The sequence below is a fragment of the Micromonospora sp. NPDC050397 genome (assembly GCF_044901685.1).
Lineage (GTDB): Bacteria > Actinomycetota > Actinomycetes > Mycobacteriales > Micromonosporaceae > Micromonospora_G.
The window spans coordinates 1,158,796-1,176,049 of sequence record NZ_JBJDPS010000001.1; the positions used below are offsets into that span (position 1 = coordinate 1,158,796).

Genomic DNA, 17,254 nt, shown 5'->3' on the forward strand with positions numbered 1-17,254 from the left:
GATCTTAGATCGAGTGAGGATGCGCCTGCTCCGGAACCCGCACCCGTGCGCGGCCCAGCGCCCGGAGCCCGACCAGGTCGTCCGGTGTGGCGTCGGGGCTGTCGTCGACGAGCCGGGGCAGCCTGGTGACCAGCGCCGTCACCGCCAGCAGCATGACGGCCGTCGCGAGCAGCAGGTACAGCAGCGCGATTCCCCGTCCCGGCCCGGTGCCGAGCACCGCGCCGGTGGCCGGGGCGAGCGTGCCGCCGGCGACCAGCAGCGGTCCGAGCAGCTCCGACGCGTAGGCGGCCAGCAGCCCGAAGCCGATCGGCAGCGCCGACCAGGCGATCATCGTGTTGAGCGCGAACACCGGACCGTGGAACCGCTGCGGAACCTTGACCTCCACGATCGCGGTGTGGATTCCGTTGATCACCGTCAGCGTGAGTGACATGCCGAACACGCCGAGGCCGATCGTCACCAGGTTCGCCGGCAGCCCGGTTACCAGGCCGAATGCGGCCAGGCAGAGTGTGCACAGCAGCACGCTTCGCATCCGGCGTCGAGCCGGGCCACCCCACGCCCCCATGACGAGGCCGCCCAGCACGCCCGCCAGCCCCGCGCCGAGCAGGACCCAACCGGCGTCGGCGAGCTGTCCGATCCCGAGCACCCGCGCCGGAACCAGCAGGAACAGCGGCGACAGGAGGAGATTGAGCAGCGCGAAGAAGATCAGCATCCGGCGCAGGCGGGCGTCGCTCTGGACGTACCGGAAACCGGTTTTGATCTCGGCTGCCACCGACTCCGCCGGCCCCGCCATGGTGTGCGGGAAACGGACCAGGAGCGTGACGGTGATCGCGACCGCGTGGCCCAGTACGACGAGGACGAGGACGGCACTCAACCCCACGACGGCCATCAGCCCGACGGCGGCGACCGGCACGAAGAGGCGGCTCGTTGTCGCGGCGATCTGGACGGCCCCGGTGGCATGACCGAGGTATCGCTTGGGAACGAGTTGCGGCACGGCGGAGGTTGCGGCGAGCCGCTGGAAGGTGAGCGCTACCGACAGGAGTGCGAGCAGCGGATAGGTGTGCCAGCCTTGCAGGCTCCCGGTCCAGGAGAGCAGGCCGAGCGTCAGTTGGACCCCGACCGCGCCGACGGCCCCGGCGAGCATGACGGAGCGACGGTCGTGGCGGTTCACCACCGCACCGGCCCGTGGCGCGACAAGCAGCCCGGGGACCAGCCCGGCCACGGCGGACAGGGCGAACTGGCCGGGCGAGCCGGTGGTCAGCAGAACCCAGATCGCGATCGCGAACGCGGCCACGGCCGAGCCGCTGATCGAGGCAAGTTGCGCCGCCGCCACCGCGAGGAAACGGTGCATCGCCGGCCGAGGCTGGTCCGGTGCGTACGGCGAGTCCGCGCGCGAGACGTCGAGCAACCGCCACCCGTCCCCACCAACCGACTCCCCACCAACCGACCTCCCGGCGGAGACGGCCGGATGGGTGGTCGTGACGATCTCGGCGAGTTCCGCCGCGCGGTGCTTCTGGAAGAAGTGACCCGCCTCGTCGAGCAGCACCACGGCGGTGGTGTCGCTGAGGAAGTGCCACTCGCGGAAGCGCTCCTGGTAGAAGTCGGACGCCGGGTCCCGTTCCCCGGCCACGCTGATGATTGGCGCCCGCAGCCGCTCCACCGAGCCCTCGAACAGGCGCGTGAAGTAGTCCTCCGCCGCTTCGGTGTCGCGGCGGGTGTTGTGGACGATGAGCCGGGCCTGTGCGGCGTCGATCTCGCTCAGGTCGAGCCCGAGCCCGGTCAGCCCGTCGGCGTAGGAACGGTCGCTGCGCGACGTGTCCGCGTTGGCGAGCCGCGCCAACTCGCCGACCGGGCCCCGGCCCGGCCGGGCGAAGGGGAAGATCGCGCCGAGGTAGACCGCCTCCGGGACGCGGCCGGCCGCCTCCAGTCTCCTGGCGATCTCGACGATGAGCGCCGAGCCGACACCGCAGTGCCCGTAGAGCGCGATCGGCCCGGCAACCCTCGTCTGGATCTCCCGCACGCACCGCGCGGCGACATCCTCGAGCGGCGCGCGCTGCTCGTCGATGCCCGGGTCGTGGCCGGGTATGGCCACCGACCACAGCGCGTGCGTCGCCGGCAGTTCGTCCGCCAGCGACTTGTACACCATCGCGCTGCCCCCGCCGTACGGAACGGCGACGTAGCTCAGCTCGGCCTCGGCCGAACGCTTCGGGGTCAGCCGGTGCAGGAGTCCGCGCTCCGCTGGCGTCTTCCGGTCGAGCAGGGCGGCGAGCCGCCGGATCGTCGCGTGGGTGAACAGGTCCATCACGGCGATCGAGGCGCCGTCCGCCGCCGTCCGTCGCAGCCGCTCGACCACCTTGATCGCGAGCAGGGAGTGACCGCCCACGGCGAAGAAGTTGTCGTCGATCCCGACGTCGGCCCCGTCGAGGACGTCCGTCCAGACCGCGTGGATCATCCGCTCCGATTCGGTGCGGGGCGGCACCCGTCCGGCCTCGCCGCCAACGGCCGCCTCCGGGACGGGCAACCGCCCGCGGTCCACCTTGCCGTTCGCGGTCAGCGGCAGCCGGGGCAGCGTGACGAACGAGTTCGGAACCATGTAGGCCGGTAGCGCCGAGGCGAGGTACGACCGCAGCCGCGCGGGGTCGGGCGCGGCGGCGGGGTTGGCTACGACGTAGGCCACGAGCTGGGCGGTGTTGCCCGTCCCGTAGGTGGTCACGACGCACTCGGCGACCTCGGGATGGCGGTTCAGATGCGCCTCGATCTCGCCGAGCTCGATCCGGTAACCACGGATCTTGACCTGGGCGTCCGCCCGGCCGAGGAACTCGATCACGCCGTCCTGCCGGTACCGACCCAGGTCGCCGGTCCGGTAGAGACGAGCGCCGGTGCGCGGGTGGGTGACAAACGCCGCCGAGGTCCGCTCCGGGTCCCTCCAGTAACCGGATGCCACGCCCACGCCCCCGATGTACAGGTCGCCGGGGACGCCCACCGGCACGTCGCACATCCCGCGATCGAGGACGTGGAACCGCTGGTTGGCCATCGGGCGGCCGTACGGGATCGAGGACCACGACGGGTCGACGTACCCGATCGGGTAGCAGATCGACCAGATCGACCCCTCGGTCGCTCCGCCGAGACTGATGATCTCGGCGTTCGGGGCGAGCGCCCGGATGCGGTCGGGCAGCGTCGGCGGGATCCAGTCGCCGGACATCATCACCAGCCGCAACGAGCTGATGTCGGTCCCTTCCGACTCGACGTGCTCGACCAGCAGTTCCATCAGCGCGGGCACCGAGTTCCACACGGTGATCCGCTGCCGCGTGACGATCCGCGCCCAGGCGGCCGGGTCCTTGTCCTCCTCGGGCCGTCCCATCACCAGCGTGGCGCCAGCGGCGAGGGTGCCGTAGACGTCGTAGACCGACAGGTCGAAGCTCAGGGCGGACAGCGCGAAGACCCGGTCGTCGGGTCCCACCCGGAACCGCGCGTTGACGTCGCGGACGGTGTTCAACGCGGCCCTGTGCTCGATCATCACGCCTTTCGGCGTGCCGGTCGAGCCCGAGGTGAAGATCACGTAGGCGAGGTCGCCGGGTTCGGCGGGACAGACCGGTGCCGGGTCTCCCGACTCCTCGGTGACGGGGAGCACCACCAGCCCGTCCGGCCAGTCCAGCCGCGAACGCAGCGCCGCCTGGGTGAGTGCCACGGTGCAACCGCCACGTGCGACGAGTTCGGCGCGGCGGCGCTCGGGCAGGTCGGCATCGACGGGCAGGTACGCCGCGCCGGCCTTGTTGATCGCCAGCACCGCGACGACCTGCTCCCACCCCCGCCCCATCACAACGGCCACCAGGTCGCCCCTGGTCACCCCGGAGGCGGTCAGCCGGGCGGCGAGGTGATCGGCCCTGCGGTCGACCTCGGCGTGCGAGAGCCGGCCACCGGGATGGAGCACCGCGGGGTGGTCGGGCGTACGGCACGCCTGAGCCTGCGCCGGGTCGTGCAGGAGCAGGTCCGCGCCGAGGTCGGCGTCCGTGTCGTTCCAGCGTACGCGCTGCGCGTGCTCGTCCACCGTGAGCAGTTGGTGGTGCGAGATCGGGACGTGCGGGTCGGCGGCGATGCCCTCCAGGAGGACCCGGAAGTGGGCGCCCAGGCGCTCGATCGATTCCACGGTGAACAAGGCGGTGTTGTACGTGATCAGGAACTCGCCGTCACCGTCGGTGTGGAGTTCGAGGTCGTACCGGGTCACGTGGTACGAGATGTCCACGCCGCCGGAGACGGTGATCGACGGGTTGCTCCGCTGTGCCGCCTCGTAGCTCTGCATGGAGAAGACCACCTGGAACAGCGGCGAACGTGACACCTCCCGTGGCACGTTCAACTCGGTGACCAGACGCTCGAACGGCAGTTCCTGATGGGCGAAGGCGTGTACGGCCGTGGCGCGGACCCGCTGGAGCAGCTCGACGAACGTGGGGTCGCCCGAGGAGTCGACCCGCATCGTCACCATGTTGACAAAACAGCCGACGAGGGTGTCGAGTTCGGGCACCGGGCGGCCGGCCGTCGGCGACCCGATCGTCACGTCGTCCTGCCGCGCCCGACGGCCGAGCAGGATCGCGAACGCCGCGAGCAGCACCATGTACGGCGTGGCCCGCTGCTTGCGTCCGAGCCGGAACAGCTCGGCGAGCACACCCGGCGCCACCGAGAACTCGTGCGCGGCGCCGGCATAGGTCGGTACCGGTGGCCGCTGCCGGTCGGTCGGCAGTTCGAGCGGCGCGACGCCGGCAAGCTGCTCGCGCCAGTACGCCACATCCTGCTCGGTGTCGGGCCGGGCGCGTTGCCACGCGGCGAAGTCGCGGTAGCGGACCGGCAATTCCGGCAGCGGGTCGCCGGCCAGGCAGGCCAGCACCTCGTCGAGGAGGAGCTCGGTGGACCATCCGTCGGCGGCGATGTGGTGTACCGCGAGCGCGAGCACGTGCTCGTCGGGAGCGATCGTGATCAGCATCGCCCGTGCCACGGGGCCGGCGGCGAGGTCGAACGGTTCGGCCATGAAGGCGTCGACGAGCGCGCTCACGGTCTCGTCGGACCCGGCCCGCGCGACGGTGAGCGGGATCGCGCCGGCATCGTCGACGAGCACGACGGGCCGACCGTCCACGGTCGCGGGGAAGCGGGTCCGCAACGGCTCGTGCCGGGCCGCGACCCGGTTCAACGCCTCGGCGAGCGCCTCCGGATCAACCGGGCCGCGCAGCCGCCAGGCTTCGGGGATCGTGTACGCCGTCGTGCCGGGCGCGTACGCGTCCATGAACCAGAGGCGTTCCTGGGCGAACGACATCACCGGCTCTCCGTCCGGCAGGACGGGGATCGTCGTCGGCGTCGCCGGTAGTTCGTTCAGGTCGCTCATGGCGCGTTCTCCGGAGGTCATCGGGGCTCTCCGCCCACCAGCGCGGCGAGTTCGCGGATCGTGGAGTTGTCGAAGAGGTCCATGATCGTGAGTCGAGGTGCGTCCGGGCCCAGTGCGCGTCCCAATCCGGCCAGCACCCGTGTGGCGTGCAGAGAGTGGCCGCCGAGCTCGAAGAAGTCGTCGTCGATGCCCACGTACGGCACCCGCAGCACCTCGCGCCACACCTCGGCGATCGCCTTCTCGACCTCCGTGGACGGCTCGGTTGTCGCCCCGGCCGCCCCGGCCGCCCCGTCCGGTGACCCGGGCGCCGGCACGGGAGTCGGGTCGTCCATCGTGAACCGCTCGCGTTGGAACGGGTACGTCGGCAGCGGCACCCGCCGGGGCGATCGGCCCTCGTGCAGCGCGGGCCAGCGTACGGGCAGCCCGGCCCGCCACAACCGGCCGGTGGCGCGCAGCGACTCGGCGGCGCCGCCGGCTCCTTCCGGCAGACTCTGCACGACCGTGCGGCCGGGGTGTCGCCGGGCCAGGCTTCCGGGTATCTCTCCGGGACCGACCTCCAGCAGGACTCCGGCGGAGCTGGCGAGCAGGGTCTGCAAGGCATCGGCGAGGTGGACGCCGTCTCTCAGGTGAGAGGTCCAGAAGGCTGGGTCGCATGCTTCGCGCGCGGTGACCGGCGCACCGGTCCGGTCGGAGATCCACGGCAGCCGTGGCGGGCTCAACCGCACCGACGCCACCGCCTCGGCGTACTCGTCGAGCATGTCGTCGACCGGGGCCGGGCGGTCCAGGAGCCGACCCCGGGTGAGCAGCAGCGACAGCGCGTCGGCCCGGCTGAGCACCCCGGCGCGGACGGCGGCGGCGAATTCGCCCAGGCTGTGCCCGAGCACGGCGTCCGGGCTGATTCCCCGGGACACCCACAGTTCGGCCAGGGCGTGTTGGACGGCGAAGAGCGCGGCCTGACCAACGGCCGTCCTGGAGATCCGCGTCTCCGCCTCGGCCTCGGCGCCCGGCTCCGGGTAGAGCACCTGTCGCAGGTCCAGGCCGAGGTCTGCGCCGGCCTGGACCGCACACTCGTCAATCGCCGTGCGAAACACCGGCTCCTGGAGATACAGCTCGCCCGCCATGCCCACGTGTCCGCCCGCTCGACCCGGGAAGAGGAACGCGACCTGCGGCGTCCGGCTCGAAACGTCCACGGGAGCCTGCGGATGTTCTGCCATGTCCGGCAGGACGGAGGTCCCCTCGTCGCGGTCGTGCATCTCGGTGAGGGCCCGGATCCCCTGGTGGCGGTCGTGCAGCTCGGTAAGGGCCCGGATCGCTTCGTCGCGGTCGCGGCAGACCACGAAGGCGCGGTGGGCGAACGCCGCGCGGCCGGTTTGCAGGGTCCATGCCACGTCGGCGAGAGCGACCGGGTCCCGTTGGAGCCGGTCGCGCAGTCGTGCCGCCGACTCGGCGAGTGCCGCGCCGGTGCGCGCCGACAGCGGTAGCAGGTGGTGACGGCCGTCGTCGGGGGACCGGTGTGCGCCGGGCGCCTCCTGCACGACGAGGTGGGCGTTGGTCCCGCCGATCCCGGTGGAGTTGACCCCGGCTCGGCGGGGGTGTTCACCCGGCGGCCACGGCGTCGCCTCGCTCGTCACCACGAACGGGCCGGCCGAGAGTTCGAGGAGCGGGTTGGGCCGGCGGAAGTGTGCCGTGCCCGGGATGAGGCCGTGGCGCAGCGACAGCACCACCTTGATCAGGCCGATCACGCCGGCCGCGGCGTCGGCGTGGCCGATGTTCGACTTGACGGAGCCGAGCAGGCAACCTTGCGGCGATCCCGGCCCGAACGCCTTCGACAGTGCGCGGACCTCGATCGTGTCACCGATCGCGGTGCCGGTTCCGTGTGCCTCGACGTACCCGATCGTGTCCGGGGTGATTCCAGCGACGAGGTGGGCGGTCCGGGTCGCGTTCACCTGGCCGGTCACGCCCGGCGCGGTGAAACCCACCTTGTCGGAGCCGTCGTTGCTCAGCGCCGACCCGATGAGCACGGCGTTGATGTGGTCCCGGTCGGCCAGCGCGTCGGAGAGCCGCTTGAGCAGGACGATTCCCGCCCCGTCGGCGCCGACCATGCCGTCGGCGTCCGCGTCGAACGGCCGGCAGTAGCCGTCCGGTGAGAGCAGGTCGTCACCGTCCTGTGCACCGGCCGCGCCACGCAGCGCGACGCCACCCGCCAGGGCCAGGTCGCACTCCCCGGCGAGCAGGGCCTGGCAGGCCAGATGTACGGCGACCGCCGAGGTCGAGCAGGCGGTGTGTACGGTGACGGCCGGGCCGCGCAGGTTCAGTCGGTACGCCAACCGACTGGTGAGGAAGTCCCGGCTGCCGGCGAGCCGGAGCTGCTCGTCCGTCGTCTCCGGGTACCGGTGCCGCCGCGTTCGCAGCTCGGCGTAATGGTCCGTCTCGCTGCTCCCCGCGTACACGCCGATGGCGCCGGGGTAGGTGCCGGGATCGTAGCCGGCGTGCTCCAGGGCCTCCCAGGCGCACTCGAGGAACACCCGGTCCTGCGGGTCGAGCAGTCGCGCGTCCGTCGGGGCCAACCCGAAGAACGCGGCGTCGAACCGGTCGGCGTCGGCGACCAGGCCGTACCTGCGTCCGGAGTCGAAGCGGGTGGTCAGGTCGCGGCCCTCGGCGAGGGCGGCCCAGAAGTCGTCGAGGTCCGCGGTGCCGGGTATCCGGGCAGCCAACCCGATGACGGCCACGGCGGTCTGCATGTCCTCGTCGGCAGAGTCCTCGTACATCTTCCGCCAATCACTGGGTTCGGTTGGCAACGGTCGTCCGTGAGGTTCAGCCGCTGGCTTCGTCCAGCAGCCGGGCAAGACCGGCCACCGTCGGGTTCTCCAGGATCGTGCGCACCGGCACGCGTAGCCCCAACTCGGTACGCAACCGGGACGCCATCTGGATCGCGAGCATCGAATGCCCGCCCAGCGAGTAGAAGTCGTCGTCGGGTTCGACCCGCTGCACCCCGAAGAGTTCACACCAGACGGCGGCGACGACGGCGGCCGTCCCGTTCCCGGCCCGCTCGACGTTCGCGCTCATTCGCCGGCCCCCCGTCCGGACCGCCGTTGCAGCAGCCGGTTGCGGCGGTCGCGCAGCCCGGCGCCGCGCGCCGGACCGGCCGGTTCCGCGACCGAGGGTCCGGTCCGGGCGCCGCCGCCCAGGTGCCGGGCGAGCGTGGCGATCGTCGGGAACTCCAGCAGCGAGACCAGCGACGTCTTCGCGCCGAGGCGAGCACCGATCAGCGTGTGCACGGTGGCGAGGGCGAAGGACGTACCCCCGAGGTCGAAGAAGTTGTCGTCGAAGCCGACGTCGTCGCGGCCGAGCACCTCCCGCCAGATCTGGACCAGGCTCTGTTCCATGCCGGTCTGGGCCGACGTCGCCAGATGCGGGCGCGGTGCGGCCATGACCGCCGACGGGCGGGGGAGCGGGAAGACGTCCTCGACCGAGCCGGGCAGCGACCGGACCGGGGCCGCCGGATCCGCGACGGCCGCGACGAGCAGCCGTTCGAAGTGTTCGGCCATCCGCGCGATCGTGGCCGCCTCGAACAGGTCGGTCCGGTAGGTGAGCGTCAGGTCGAAGTTGTCCCCGCCGGTGGCCGAGCGGAAGACCAGCATGTCGAGGTCGACCTTTGCCCCGCTCGGCGGAAGGTCGATGGCCGTGGCGCGCAGGCCCGCCAGACGCGGGCTCACGATCGGCTCCTGTTCGAAGGAGAAGAACGCCTGGACCAGCGGGGCGTGCCCCGGGTCGCGGGCGGGCGCGAGTTCCCGTACGAGCTGCTCCATCGTCACCTCCTGGTACGTCAGGACGTCGAGCAACTCGGCCTGCACCGACCGGCACAGGTCGGCGAAGCCCCGGTCGGCGTGCGCCTCGACGAGCACCGGCAGGGTGGTGGCGAAAAATCCGATCATGTTCTCCAGTTCGGCGCGGTCGCGGGCGCTCACCGGGACGCCGACCAGCACCTCGCGGCTGTCGGCGAGGCGGGAGAGGAGAGTGGCGTACGCGGTCAGCACCAGCACGAACGGCGTGACCCGCAGCCGCTGGGCCAGCCGCAGCGCCGGGGTCATCACCTCGGCGCGCAGCGGGTGACGGTGGTTGCCGCCGTGGGTTCCGGCGACCGGTGGGCGTGGCTTGTCGGTCGGCAGCCGCAGCACCGTCGGGGCTCCGGCGAGGCGGGCGCGCCACCAGCCGAGCTGCTCGGCGTCGACCGGGCGGGCCCGTTGCCAGGCCGCGAAGTCGGCGAACTGGAGGGCCGGCGCGGCGCGTTCGGCCGCACCGTCGTACCCCTGCGCGAGCTCCTCGAAGAACACCTGCAGCGACGGACCGTCCGAGATCAGTTGGTGCATCGTGACGACGAGCAGGTGCCTGTCGGGCCCGGTCAGGAGCAGTCGCGTACGCAGCAGCGGTCCACGCCGGAGGTCGAACGGCTCGTCGGCCCACGCCTGGGCCAGCCGGAGCGCCGCCGCGTCCACGCTGCCGGTCCCGTCGCGGTCCAGTTCGACGGGTAGTTCGACGGGTAGTTCGACGACGGGCAGTTCGACGACGGGCAGCTCCACGGCCGGGTCGCCGACGCGCTGCACGGGTTCGAACGACGGCGCGGTGCCGGGCGCGAAGGTCGAACGCAGCGACTCGTGCCGTGCGACGACACCCGCGACGGCGCCCCGCAGTCGCGGTACGTCGAGCCGACCCTCCAACCGGACCGCCACCGTGATGTTGTACGTCGGCGTGTCCGGGTGCAGCAGTTCGACCAGGTACAGCGCCCGCTGGGCACCCGACAGCGGCATCGGTCCGGTCGTTCGGTCCAGCGCCGGGATGTGGTCCGACGCCGCGACGGTGACCCTCTCGATCATGCTGTTCCGCCGTTCGTCGTCGGTGTGGTATCCCGGGCGGCCAGGGCGAGCCGGTCGACCTTTCCGCTGGGGGTGCGCGGCATCGACTCGACCACCTCTGCCCTGACCGGCACCATGTAGGCGGGCAGCCGGTCACGCAGGGCCGTGAGCAGACCGGCCGTCCAGGCCGGGACGTCCTCCGGAACCGTTCTCGGCACGAGGAACGCACGCAGGTTCCGCTCCTCGGCCGAGGAGCCCGCGACCACCACCACCGCCTGTCCGACGGACGGGTCAGCGGCCAGCGCGTTCTCGATCTCGCCCAGCTCGATCCGGAAACCGCGTACCTTGACCTGCGTGTCCTGGCGGCCGAGAAATTCCAGGAGGCCGTCCGGGGTGACCCGGCCGAGGTCCCCGCTGCGGTAGGCGGGTACGGCCGCGTCCAGCGGGTCGGTACGGTAGCTGCGCGCCGTACGCTCGGGCAGGTTCAGGTACCCCGGGCCGACGGCGGCACCGGTGATCCACAGTTCGCCCACTTCGCCGGCCGGCACCGGCTGCCCGGAGGGGTCGCAGACCCGTACGTCCGTACCGGTGATCGGCCTGCCGATCGAGGGCAGGTCGACCCAGCCGGACACCTCCACGGGCAGCTCGTACCAGGTGGCGACGTGTGTTTCGGTCGTGCCCCACTGGTTCACCAGCCGGCAGTCCGGCAGCCGGGTGAACATCGCCCGGATCGCGGCCGTGCACTGCACCTGCTCGCCGGAGGTGAGGATCTCGCGCAGCGGATGCGTCCGAGGGGTGGCCTCGGCGGCGAACAGGGCGAGCGACTGGATCATCACGAAGGGTACGAAGAGGCGGTTGATCCGTTCCCGCTCGACGAGGTCCCAGAGCAGTTGCGGGTCCAGGCGGTCGTCCTCGTCGCAACAGACAACGGTGCCGCCCTCGCCGAGGGTGGGGAGCACCTCCTGGTAGATCACGTCGAACGACGCCGGGGCGAACTGGAGGGTGTGGTCCCCGGGACCGCAGCGGCTGGCCTCGGCCTGCCAGGCCACCAGATTCGCGAGGTTGTGGTGGCCGTAGCGCACGCCCTTCGGGCGGCCGGTGGAGCCGGAGGTGTAGACGATGTAGGCGATGTCGTCGCCGACGGGGTCCGGCGCCGTCCGCACCGTACCCGAGGTGGCGTAGTGGACCTCGCCATCGGTCGCGACGGTGGTGAAGCCGCCCAGCCGGTCGAGGGGGCCCCGGTGACCGACGATCAGTTCCACACCGGCGTCGGCGCACATGAACCGCAGCCGCTCGGGTGGATAACCGACGTCCAGCGGCACCGCGACGCAGCCGGAGCGCAACAGCCCGACCAGCGTCACCACAAGATCAACAGACCGTTCCAGGTGTACGCCGACAGCCGCGCCCGGGACCGCGCCGAGCTGTGCGACCCGCGCCGCGACCTGCGCCGATCGTTGCCACAGGCCGTGGTAGTCGATCGACTCCTGGGCCGAGCGGACCGCCTCCACGTGCGGTGTCAGCCGTACGCGCTCGGCGACCGCACGCAGCGCCGGGACCGTGATCGCCGAGGGACTCATTTGCGCCACTCCTCCGTTGTCGCCTTGCACAGGGTGATCCGATGTGGTCGCTCGGCGCGCAGCAGGACGCGGTTGAGCGCCCGCTCGATCTCGGCCGCCTGCCCGGGCCCGGGGTCGTCCACCGTGACGTCGAGGCTGTAGCGCAACTCGTCGCGGTCGTCGCGGTAGACGGTGGTGGCCGCGTGCCGGACACCGGGTACCTCGGCGGCTATCCGGCGTACCGAGGGCAGCCAGATCTTCTCCCCGGCGACGATGACCGAATCGCCGGATCGTCCGCGGAAGAAGTGGTAGCCGTCGGCGTCGATGTCGAACAGGTCGCCGGTGGCGACGGAGCCGGTCAGGATCGGCGCGCCCCCGGGGACCCGTCGGCGCAGCACCGTGTCGGACTCGACGACGAGTTCCGCGCCGGGCCCGTCGCCCGCCGAGTCGCGCAGGTACGTCCGCACCCCGGGCAGCGCGACGCCGACCGAGCCCCAGCGGTGCTCGGGCTCCTGGTGCGCGGCGAGCGTGGTGACCCGGGGACCGGCCTCGGTGAGGCCGTAGGTGAGGTAGAGCTCCCGTTGCGGCCCCTCGGCCAGCAGCGAGCCGACGTGCGCCGGGTCGAGCGCGTCGCCGCCGACGGTGAGCACCCGCAGGGTGGGTGGTCCGGCGGGCGGGTCCACGGCCAGCCGGGCCGCCGCGCTGGGCGTCAGCGAGGAGACCGTGACGTCGTGGGCGCGGATGGTGTCGGCGAAGGACCCGGGGGTGAACGGCGGTCCGGAGACGACCAGCCGTGACCCCCGTACGAACGCGGCCAACGCCTGCGCCACCAGACCGTACGAGTAGTGCAGGGGCAGTGACACCAGGACCGTGTCGTCGGCGCGCTGGCCGATGGCGGTGGCGTGGCGGTCGGCGTTGCGCATCAGCGCGTCGACGCCGTGCAGGCAGCCGCTGGTGATCCCGGAGGTGCCCGACGTCATCAGCACGACCTCGCCCGGCTGGTACCGAGGGTGCGGCCGGTCGTCCAGCAGCGCCGCCTCGCACCGGTCGCCGAGCGGGTGCACCGCGCTCGCCCCGTACCGTGCCGGGTCGATCCGGGGCGCGATCAGCGCCGCGCCACCGAGCTGCCGGCTGATCTCGTTGATCCGCGCTGCTCCCGCCGCCGGTGGTAGCAGTACCGGTACCGCCCCGGCGAGCAACGCCCCGAAGAACGCGGCGAGCGCGACTCGGCCGTTCGGCATCGCGATCAGCACCAGGCAACCGGGCGGCAGGCCCAGGCCGGCGACCGCCTCGACGACGACCTCGGGTTCGTCGGACCTCCCGGGACCTGGTCCAGCGTCGACGGACCCGGCCAGGAAGGCCAGCACCGCACCGGGATCCGGGACACCGGAGACGCTCGCGCTCACCGCGCTCCTCCCGGCGGACGTGGGTCCGGTGCGGCCCCGACCACCACGCACCGCACCTCGTGACCACCCGGCGGATCGTGGTCGTGCACGGCGACCACGACCTGGCCCGCCGCACCGGTGCGCAGCCAGTGCCGGGCCATCGTCAGGGCCGCCGGGCACCCGTCCTCCGGGGCGGTGGTGATGACCAGCGTCGGCCCACGCAGGCCGTGCACCTGGCAGACGAGGCTGACCGGGCCACCGGCGCTCGCCCCGGCGAAGCGCAACGGCGAGAGCCGTCCACCGGGTACGGCACGCGCGACCGCCGACATCGTGTCGATGGTGCTGTAGGTGCTGACCAGGACCATCGCGGTGGTCTCGGGGGCCGCCCGTACGGCGTCCGGGCATCCGGCCCACAGCGCGTCGACGGCTTCGAGGACCAACCACGATGCCGGGTCGGCGTACAGGGACGGGATCCGCCGGTGTGGTGTGGCGTCCGGCGCGCGGCGGGCCCGGGCCGTGGCCAGCGTGACCAGCCCGGCTCCGGCGGGGACCGCGATGTCCTCGACCGTCATGCGGGGGCCTCCAGGGCCAGACACGTGGTGAACCCGCCGAATCCGATCGTGACGCTGAGGCCGACATCGCCGGTGAACGGCAGCGGGGCGCCGCTCGGCAGCGGCAGTGGGAAACCAGGCATCACCGTCCGCAGCCCGGGGACCGGCGGGACCTGGCCGTCACGTAGGGCCAGCAGCACCGCGACCGCCTCCAGCGCGCCGGTGGCCCCCAGGCTGTGACCGAAGGCGCCCTTGGTCGCGAACACGACGGGCGCCCCTCCGCCCGCTGCCCCTCCGCCCGCTGCCGCTCCGCCCGCTGCCGCTCCGCCCGCTGCCGCTCCGCCCGCGAAGGCGGCCGCGAAGGCGCGGCTCTCGACGTCGTCGTTGACCGGGGTGCCCGAGCCGTGGGCGTTGAGCACCCCGACCTCGGTGGTGTCCCGACCGGCTGCGGCGAGGGCGGCGTGGATCGCCCGTACGACGGTGTCACCGCTCGGGTCGGGGGCGGTCGGGCCGGTGGCGTCGTTCGCCGAGCCGACACCGGCCAGCCGGCCGTGCCGGCGGGCCCCGCGTGCCCGCGCCGAACCGCCCTCCTCCAGTACGAGGAACGCCGCGCCCTCGCCGAGGATCGTGCCGTCGTGGCTCGCGTCGAAGGCCCGCAGCTCGGTGGCGGACATGGTGCCGAGTGCCGAGTGCCCGAGCCGTTTGGCCGGGGTCAGCACGTCCACGCCACCGACGACGCAGATCTCCTCCTCGCCCGCGCCGATCAGCGCCGACCCGACCGAGATGGCGTCCGAGCCCGCCGAGCAGGCGGTGCTGACCACCAGCGGCCGGCGGGCCAGACCCAGCTCCGTCGCGAGCGTGTCACCCCACACGTCCAGCCCGTCCGGCGGCACGTCCAGGTGCGACCCGTAGCTCGTACCGACCACCAGGCGCAGCCGTGGGTCCGCGAGGTCGAGCCCCGCGTCGGACACCGCGGCCCGCAGGGTCCGCGAGCCAGCCTCGAACTGGCGCCGGACCGGACCGAGGTCCAGCGGCAGGTCCGGCAGGACCGCCGCCCGGTCGTTGCGCAGCGGGTGGGCACTCGGCACCGGCGTCATCCCGGTCGCCCCCGACAGCAACGCCCGCCACACGTCGTCCAGATCGCAACCCAACGCCGTGGACCAGGCCATCCCGGTGACCAGTACGTCGCCGCCCGGACCGCTCACCACCACTGGTGCCCCATGTCGGCGACGTTGCGCCGGACGAGGTTGGCACGGAACGCCGCGACCGCCGTCGAGTCCACGACGGCTCGGCCGGAGAAGAAGAACGTGTTGTCCAACTGGCGGTCGACGGCGACGGTGATCGTCACCGTGTCGCCGGGGGCGACGATCCGGAAGAACCGGGAGTTCATCGCGCCGACGAGGGTCAGCTCGTCGTCGGCGAGGCGCGAGGTGCTGACCTGGAACAGGATGATCCCGGACTGCGCGAACGCCTGGCTCAGGTGGCTGGCCGGGTAGATCGCCCGCTCCGGGAAGTGACCGGCGATCGTGTCCGTCTGCGCCGACACCGAGAGCCTGCTGACCAGCCGCACACCCGGTTCGTAGTCGAGCACCCGGTCGAGGTAGAGCATCGGGTGCCGGTGGCGTAGCCAGGTCTTGATCTCGGCGAAGCCCATCGTGCGGCCCGGGGCGGCCACGGCTGCTGGTTCAACTGAGGACATCGGAGCGGGTCTCCTCGAGGACGGCGTGCAGGGCGGGGAAGAGCGCGCACGGCGCGCCGGTCGTGCGGTCGGTGAGCGCCACGACGAGGGAGCCGGTGGCGAGTTCGACGCCGTCCGCGATCCGCCGGATGGTCGTGTCGATCCGGGCGCGGGCGGCGCCGAGGTGCCCGACGGCGGGCTCCAGGCTGAGCTCGTCGGGATAGCGGGCGGGGGAGCGGTACCTCGTCGTCGCCTCCGTGACGACGAGGTCGAACCCGGCGCCGGCGAGGACGCCGAGGCCGACACCGAGCCGTTCGAGGTTCTGTAGCAGCGCGGTCTCCTGCAGGGCCGGATACCGGGCGAAGTGCACGACCCCGGACGCGTCGGTGTCGGCGTGCTCGACGCGTCGACGGACCGGCAGCAGCCGCGTCACGCCGCGGCCTCCCGTACGGCACGCGACCCGGCCGCCAGCCGCGTGGCAATCGACTCGACGTCGTCCGAGGTCGCCACGAGCGGCGGTGCCACCCGCATCGTCGCGTTCAGGTACCGCAGGCCACGGGAGCGGCGGCCGGCGCCGGACATGAACTCCACGTACACGCCGTGGCGGATCATCGTGGCGCGCAACTCGTCGAGACGGGCGGCGGCCTGGTCGGTGAGTTCGATCCCGTGGATCAGGCCGACGCCGCGCGCCTCGCGGTACAGGTCCGGGAACTGTGCCACCACCCGGTCACGGAGCAGCCGGCCCAGTTGGGCGCCGACCACCGAGGAGCGCTCCAGCAGCCCCTCGGCGACGATGTGCTCCAGCCCGGCCCGGATCACCGCGCAGGTGAGGGGGCGCAGGTCGGACGTGGCCACGGCGCCGGTCGGGCGAATCCCGAGCTCGCGGCGCGCGATGACCATCGACGTGGAGAGCGCCCCCATGCCGAGGCTCTTGCCGATCACGGTGATGTCGGTGGGGATCGGGCCCGCCTCGTCGGTCATCGCGAAGAACCGGCCGGTCTTGGCGAACGTCAGGACCTCGTCGGCCACCAGCAGCGCGTCGTTGCGCTTGGCCAGCGCGGCCAGCTCGCGCAGGTAGCCCTGTTCGGGCAGCAGGATTCCGGCGTCGCCCTGGATCGGTTCGACCACCACCGCCAGCACCCGGTCCCCGTTGCGCTCGAACCACTCCCGGGCCGCGTCGGGGTCGCCGAACGGGATGTGGTCGGTGCGGAAACCGAACTGCTCCGGGGCGATCGTCGGCAGGCCGATCCGGTAGTGGCGGCGGTTGAGCAGCGGGAGCAGCCCCCCGGACCAGCCGTGCCAGGCGCCCTCGAACCCGAGCACGAGGTCGCGCCGCTCGGCCCCGGGCACGGCCCGCAGCCGGCGACGGTCGAAACGCGACTCCAGGACGAGGCGCAGCGCGAGCTCCATCCCCTCGGAGCCGGAGTTGCGTCCGCTGACCCGGTAGTCGACCGCCGGAAACCGGTCGGCGAACAACCCGCCGGGAGCGAACAGCCGTTCCAGGAGCAGGGAACGCTGCGCCGAGGCGACCTCGTCGGTCACGTAGCCCGCGCTCCGGACCGCCTCCGCCATGGCCGTGGCGATCACCTCCGACCCCGCGCCCAGGCAGGCGGACCCGTAGCCGCCGCTGGCGTCCAGCACGTCGAAGGAGCGCCCCGCCTCGGAGCCGGTCAGCTCGACGAAGTGCTGGACGATCCCGCGCGCCCCGGTGCACCCGAACGGCAGCGGCTCCCCGGCGTAGTGGTCGAACTGGACATCGCGGTCGAACCAGGTACGGGTCAGTGCGCGCCCGGGCAACCCGATCACGTCGGCGGCTGTCATGGTGTCTCCTTCCGGCGGTGCTCTGCGGAGGCCGTGGACGTG

At 72.5% G+C, this 17,254-nt stretch carries 11 protein-coding genes; all 11 read right to left on the reverse strand.

Annotated elements, in window-relative coordinates:
* Positions 1–4 precede the first annotated feature (4 nt).
* The 11 genes from ACI2K4_RS04605 to ACI2K4_RS04655 are packed head-to-tail and all read right to left on the reverse strand — an operon-like array spanning position 5 to position 17,212.
* A complete protein-coding gene (locus ACI2K4_RS04605; RefSeq protein WP_404508713.1) occupies positions 5–5,389 on the reverse strand; it encodes an amino acid adenylation domain-containing protein in 5,385 nt (1,794 codons plus the stop codon).
* Entirely contained in the window at positions 5,386–8,136 is a 2,751-nt protein-coding gene (locus ACI2K4_RS04610) for a type I polyketide synthase (RefSeq protein ID WP_404508715.1), read from the reverse strand. The genes ACI2K4_RS04605 and ACI2K4_RS04610 overlap by 4 nt, the downstream gene beginning before the upstream one ends.
* Before the next feature lie 46 nt (positions 8,137–8,182).
* On the reverse strand, positions 8,183–8,434 hold the full coding sequence (locus ACI2K4_RS04615; RefSeq protein ID WP_404508717.1) for a phosphopantetheine-binding protein: 252 nt from the start codon (positions 8,432–8,434) through the stop codon (positions 8,183–8,185).
* On the reverse strand, positions 8,431–10,242 hold the full coding sequence (locus ACI2K4_RS04620; RefSeq protein ID WP_404508719.1) for a condensation domain-containing protein: 1,812 nt from the start codon (positions 10,240–10,242) through the stop codon (positions 8,431–8,433). Before ACI2K4_RS04620 ends, ACI2K4_RS04615 begins: the two co-directional genes overlap by 4 nt.
* Positions 10,239–11,798: an amino acid adenylation domain-containing protein gene (locus ACI2K4_RS04625; RefSeq protein ID WP_404508721.1), complete on the reverse strand. Its 1,560-nt coding sequence runs from the start codon at positions 11,796–11,798 to the stop codon at positions 10,239–10,241. Before ACI2K4_RS04625 ends, ACI2K4_RS04620 begins: the two co-directional genes overlap by 4 nt.
* Entirely contained in the window at positions 11,795–13,183 is a 1,389-nt protein-coding gene (locus tag ACI2K4_RS04630) for a class I adenylate-forming enzyme family protein (protein ID WP_404508723.1), read from the reverse strand. Before ACI2K4_RS04630 ends, ACI2K4_RS04625 begins: the two co-directional genes overlap by 4 nt.
* Entirely contained in the window at positions 13,180–13,734 is a 555-nt protein-coding gene (locus ACI2K4_RS04635; protein ID WP_404508725.1) for a hypothetical protein, read from the reverse strand. The genes ACI2K4_RS04630 and ACI2K4_RS04635 overlap by 4 nt, the downstream gene beginning before the upstream one ends.
* Positions 13,731–14,921, reverse strand: coding sequence for a beta-ketoacyl synthase N-terminal-like domain-containing protein (locus ACI2K4_RS04640; protein WP_404508726.1), 1,191 nt, complete (start codon positions 14,919–14,921; stop codon positions 13,731–13,733). The genes ACI2K4_RS04635 and ACI2K4_RS04640 overlap by 4 nt, the downstream gene beginning before the upstream one ends.
* Positions 14,915–15,412, reverse strand: coding sequence for a 3-hydroxyacyl-ACP dehydratase FabZ family protein (locus ACI2K4_RS04645; protein ID WP_404508728.1), 498 nt, complete (start codon positions 15,410–15,412; stop codon positions 14,915–14,917). The genes ACI2K4_RS04640 and ACI2K4_RS04645 overlap by 7 nt, the downstream gene beginning before the upstream one ends.
* Positions 15,399–15,824 (reverse strand): acyl-CoA thioesterase, encoded by a 426-nt coding sequence (locus ACI2K4_RS04650; RefSeq protein ID WP_404508730.1) that lies wholly within the window; start codon positions 15,822–15,824, stop codon positions 15,399–15,401. Before ACI2K4_RS04650 ends, ACI2K4_RS04645 begins: the two co-directional genes overlap by 14 nt.
* The gene (locus ACI2K4_RS04655) at positions 15,821–17,212 is read right to left on the reverse strand and encodes an aminotransferase class III-fold pyridoxal phosphate-dependent enzyme (protein WP_404508732.1); all 1,392 of its coding nucleotides are present in this window, start codon (positions 17,210–17,212) and stop codon (positions 15,821–15,823) included. The genes ACI2K4_RS04650 and ACI2K4_RS04655 overlap by 4 nt, the downstream gene beginning before the upstream one ends.
* Positions 17,213–17,254: the final 42 nt, after the last annotated feature.

Bases quoted from the DNA above. Each gene is read 5' to 3' on its own strand.
- ACI2K4_RS04605 (WP_404508713.1), bottom strand. From the start codon at position 5,389: ATGACCTCCGGAGAACGCGCCATGAGCGACCTGAACGAACTACCGGCG.
- ACI2K4_RS04610 (WP_404508715.1), bottom strand. From the start codon at position 8,136: ATGTACGAGGACTCTGCCGACGAGGACATGCAGACCGCCGTGGCCGTC.
- ACI2K4_RS04615 (WP_404508717.1), bottom strand. From the start codon at position 8,434: ATGAGCGCGAACGTCGAGCGGGCCGGGAACGGGACGGCCGCCGTCGTC.
- ACI2K4_RS04620 (WP_404508719.1), bottom strand. From the start codon at position 10,242: ATGATCGAGAGGGTCACCGTCGCGGCGTCGGACCACATCCCGGCGCTG.
- ACI2K4_RS04625 (WP_404508721.1), bottom strand. From the start codon at position 11,798: ATGAGTCCCTCGGCGATCACGGTCCCGGCGCTGCGTGCGGTCGCCGAG.
- ACI2K4_RS04635 (WP_404508725.1), bottom strand. From the start codon at position 13,734: ATGACGGTCGAGGACATCGCGGTCCCCGCCGGAGCCGGGCTGGTCACG.
- ACI2K4_RS04645 (WP_404508728.1), bottom strand. From the start codon at position 15,412: ATGTCCTCAGTTGAACCAGCAGCCGTGGCCGCCCCGGGCCGCACGATG.
- ACI2K4_RS04655 (WP_404508732.1), bottom strand. From the start codon at position 17,212: ATGACAGCCGCCGACGTGATCGGGTTGCCCGGGCGCGCACTGACCCGT.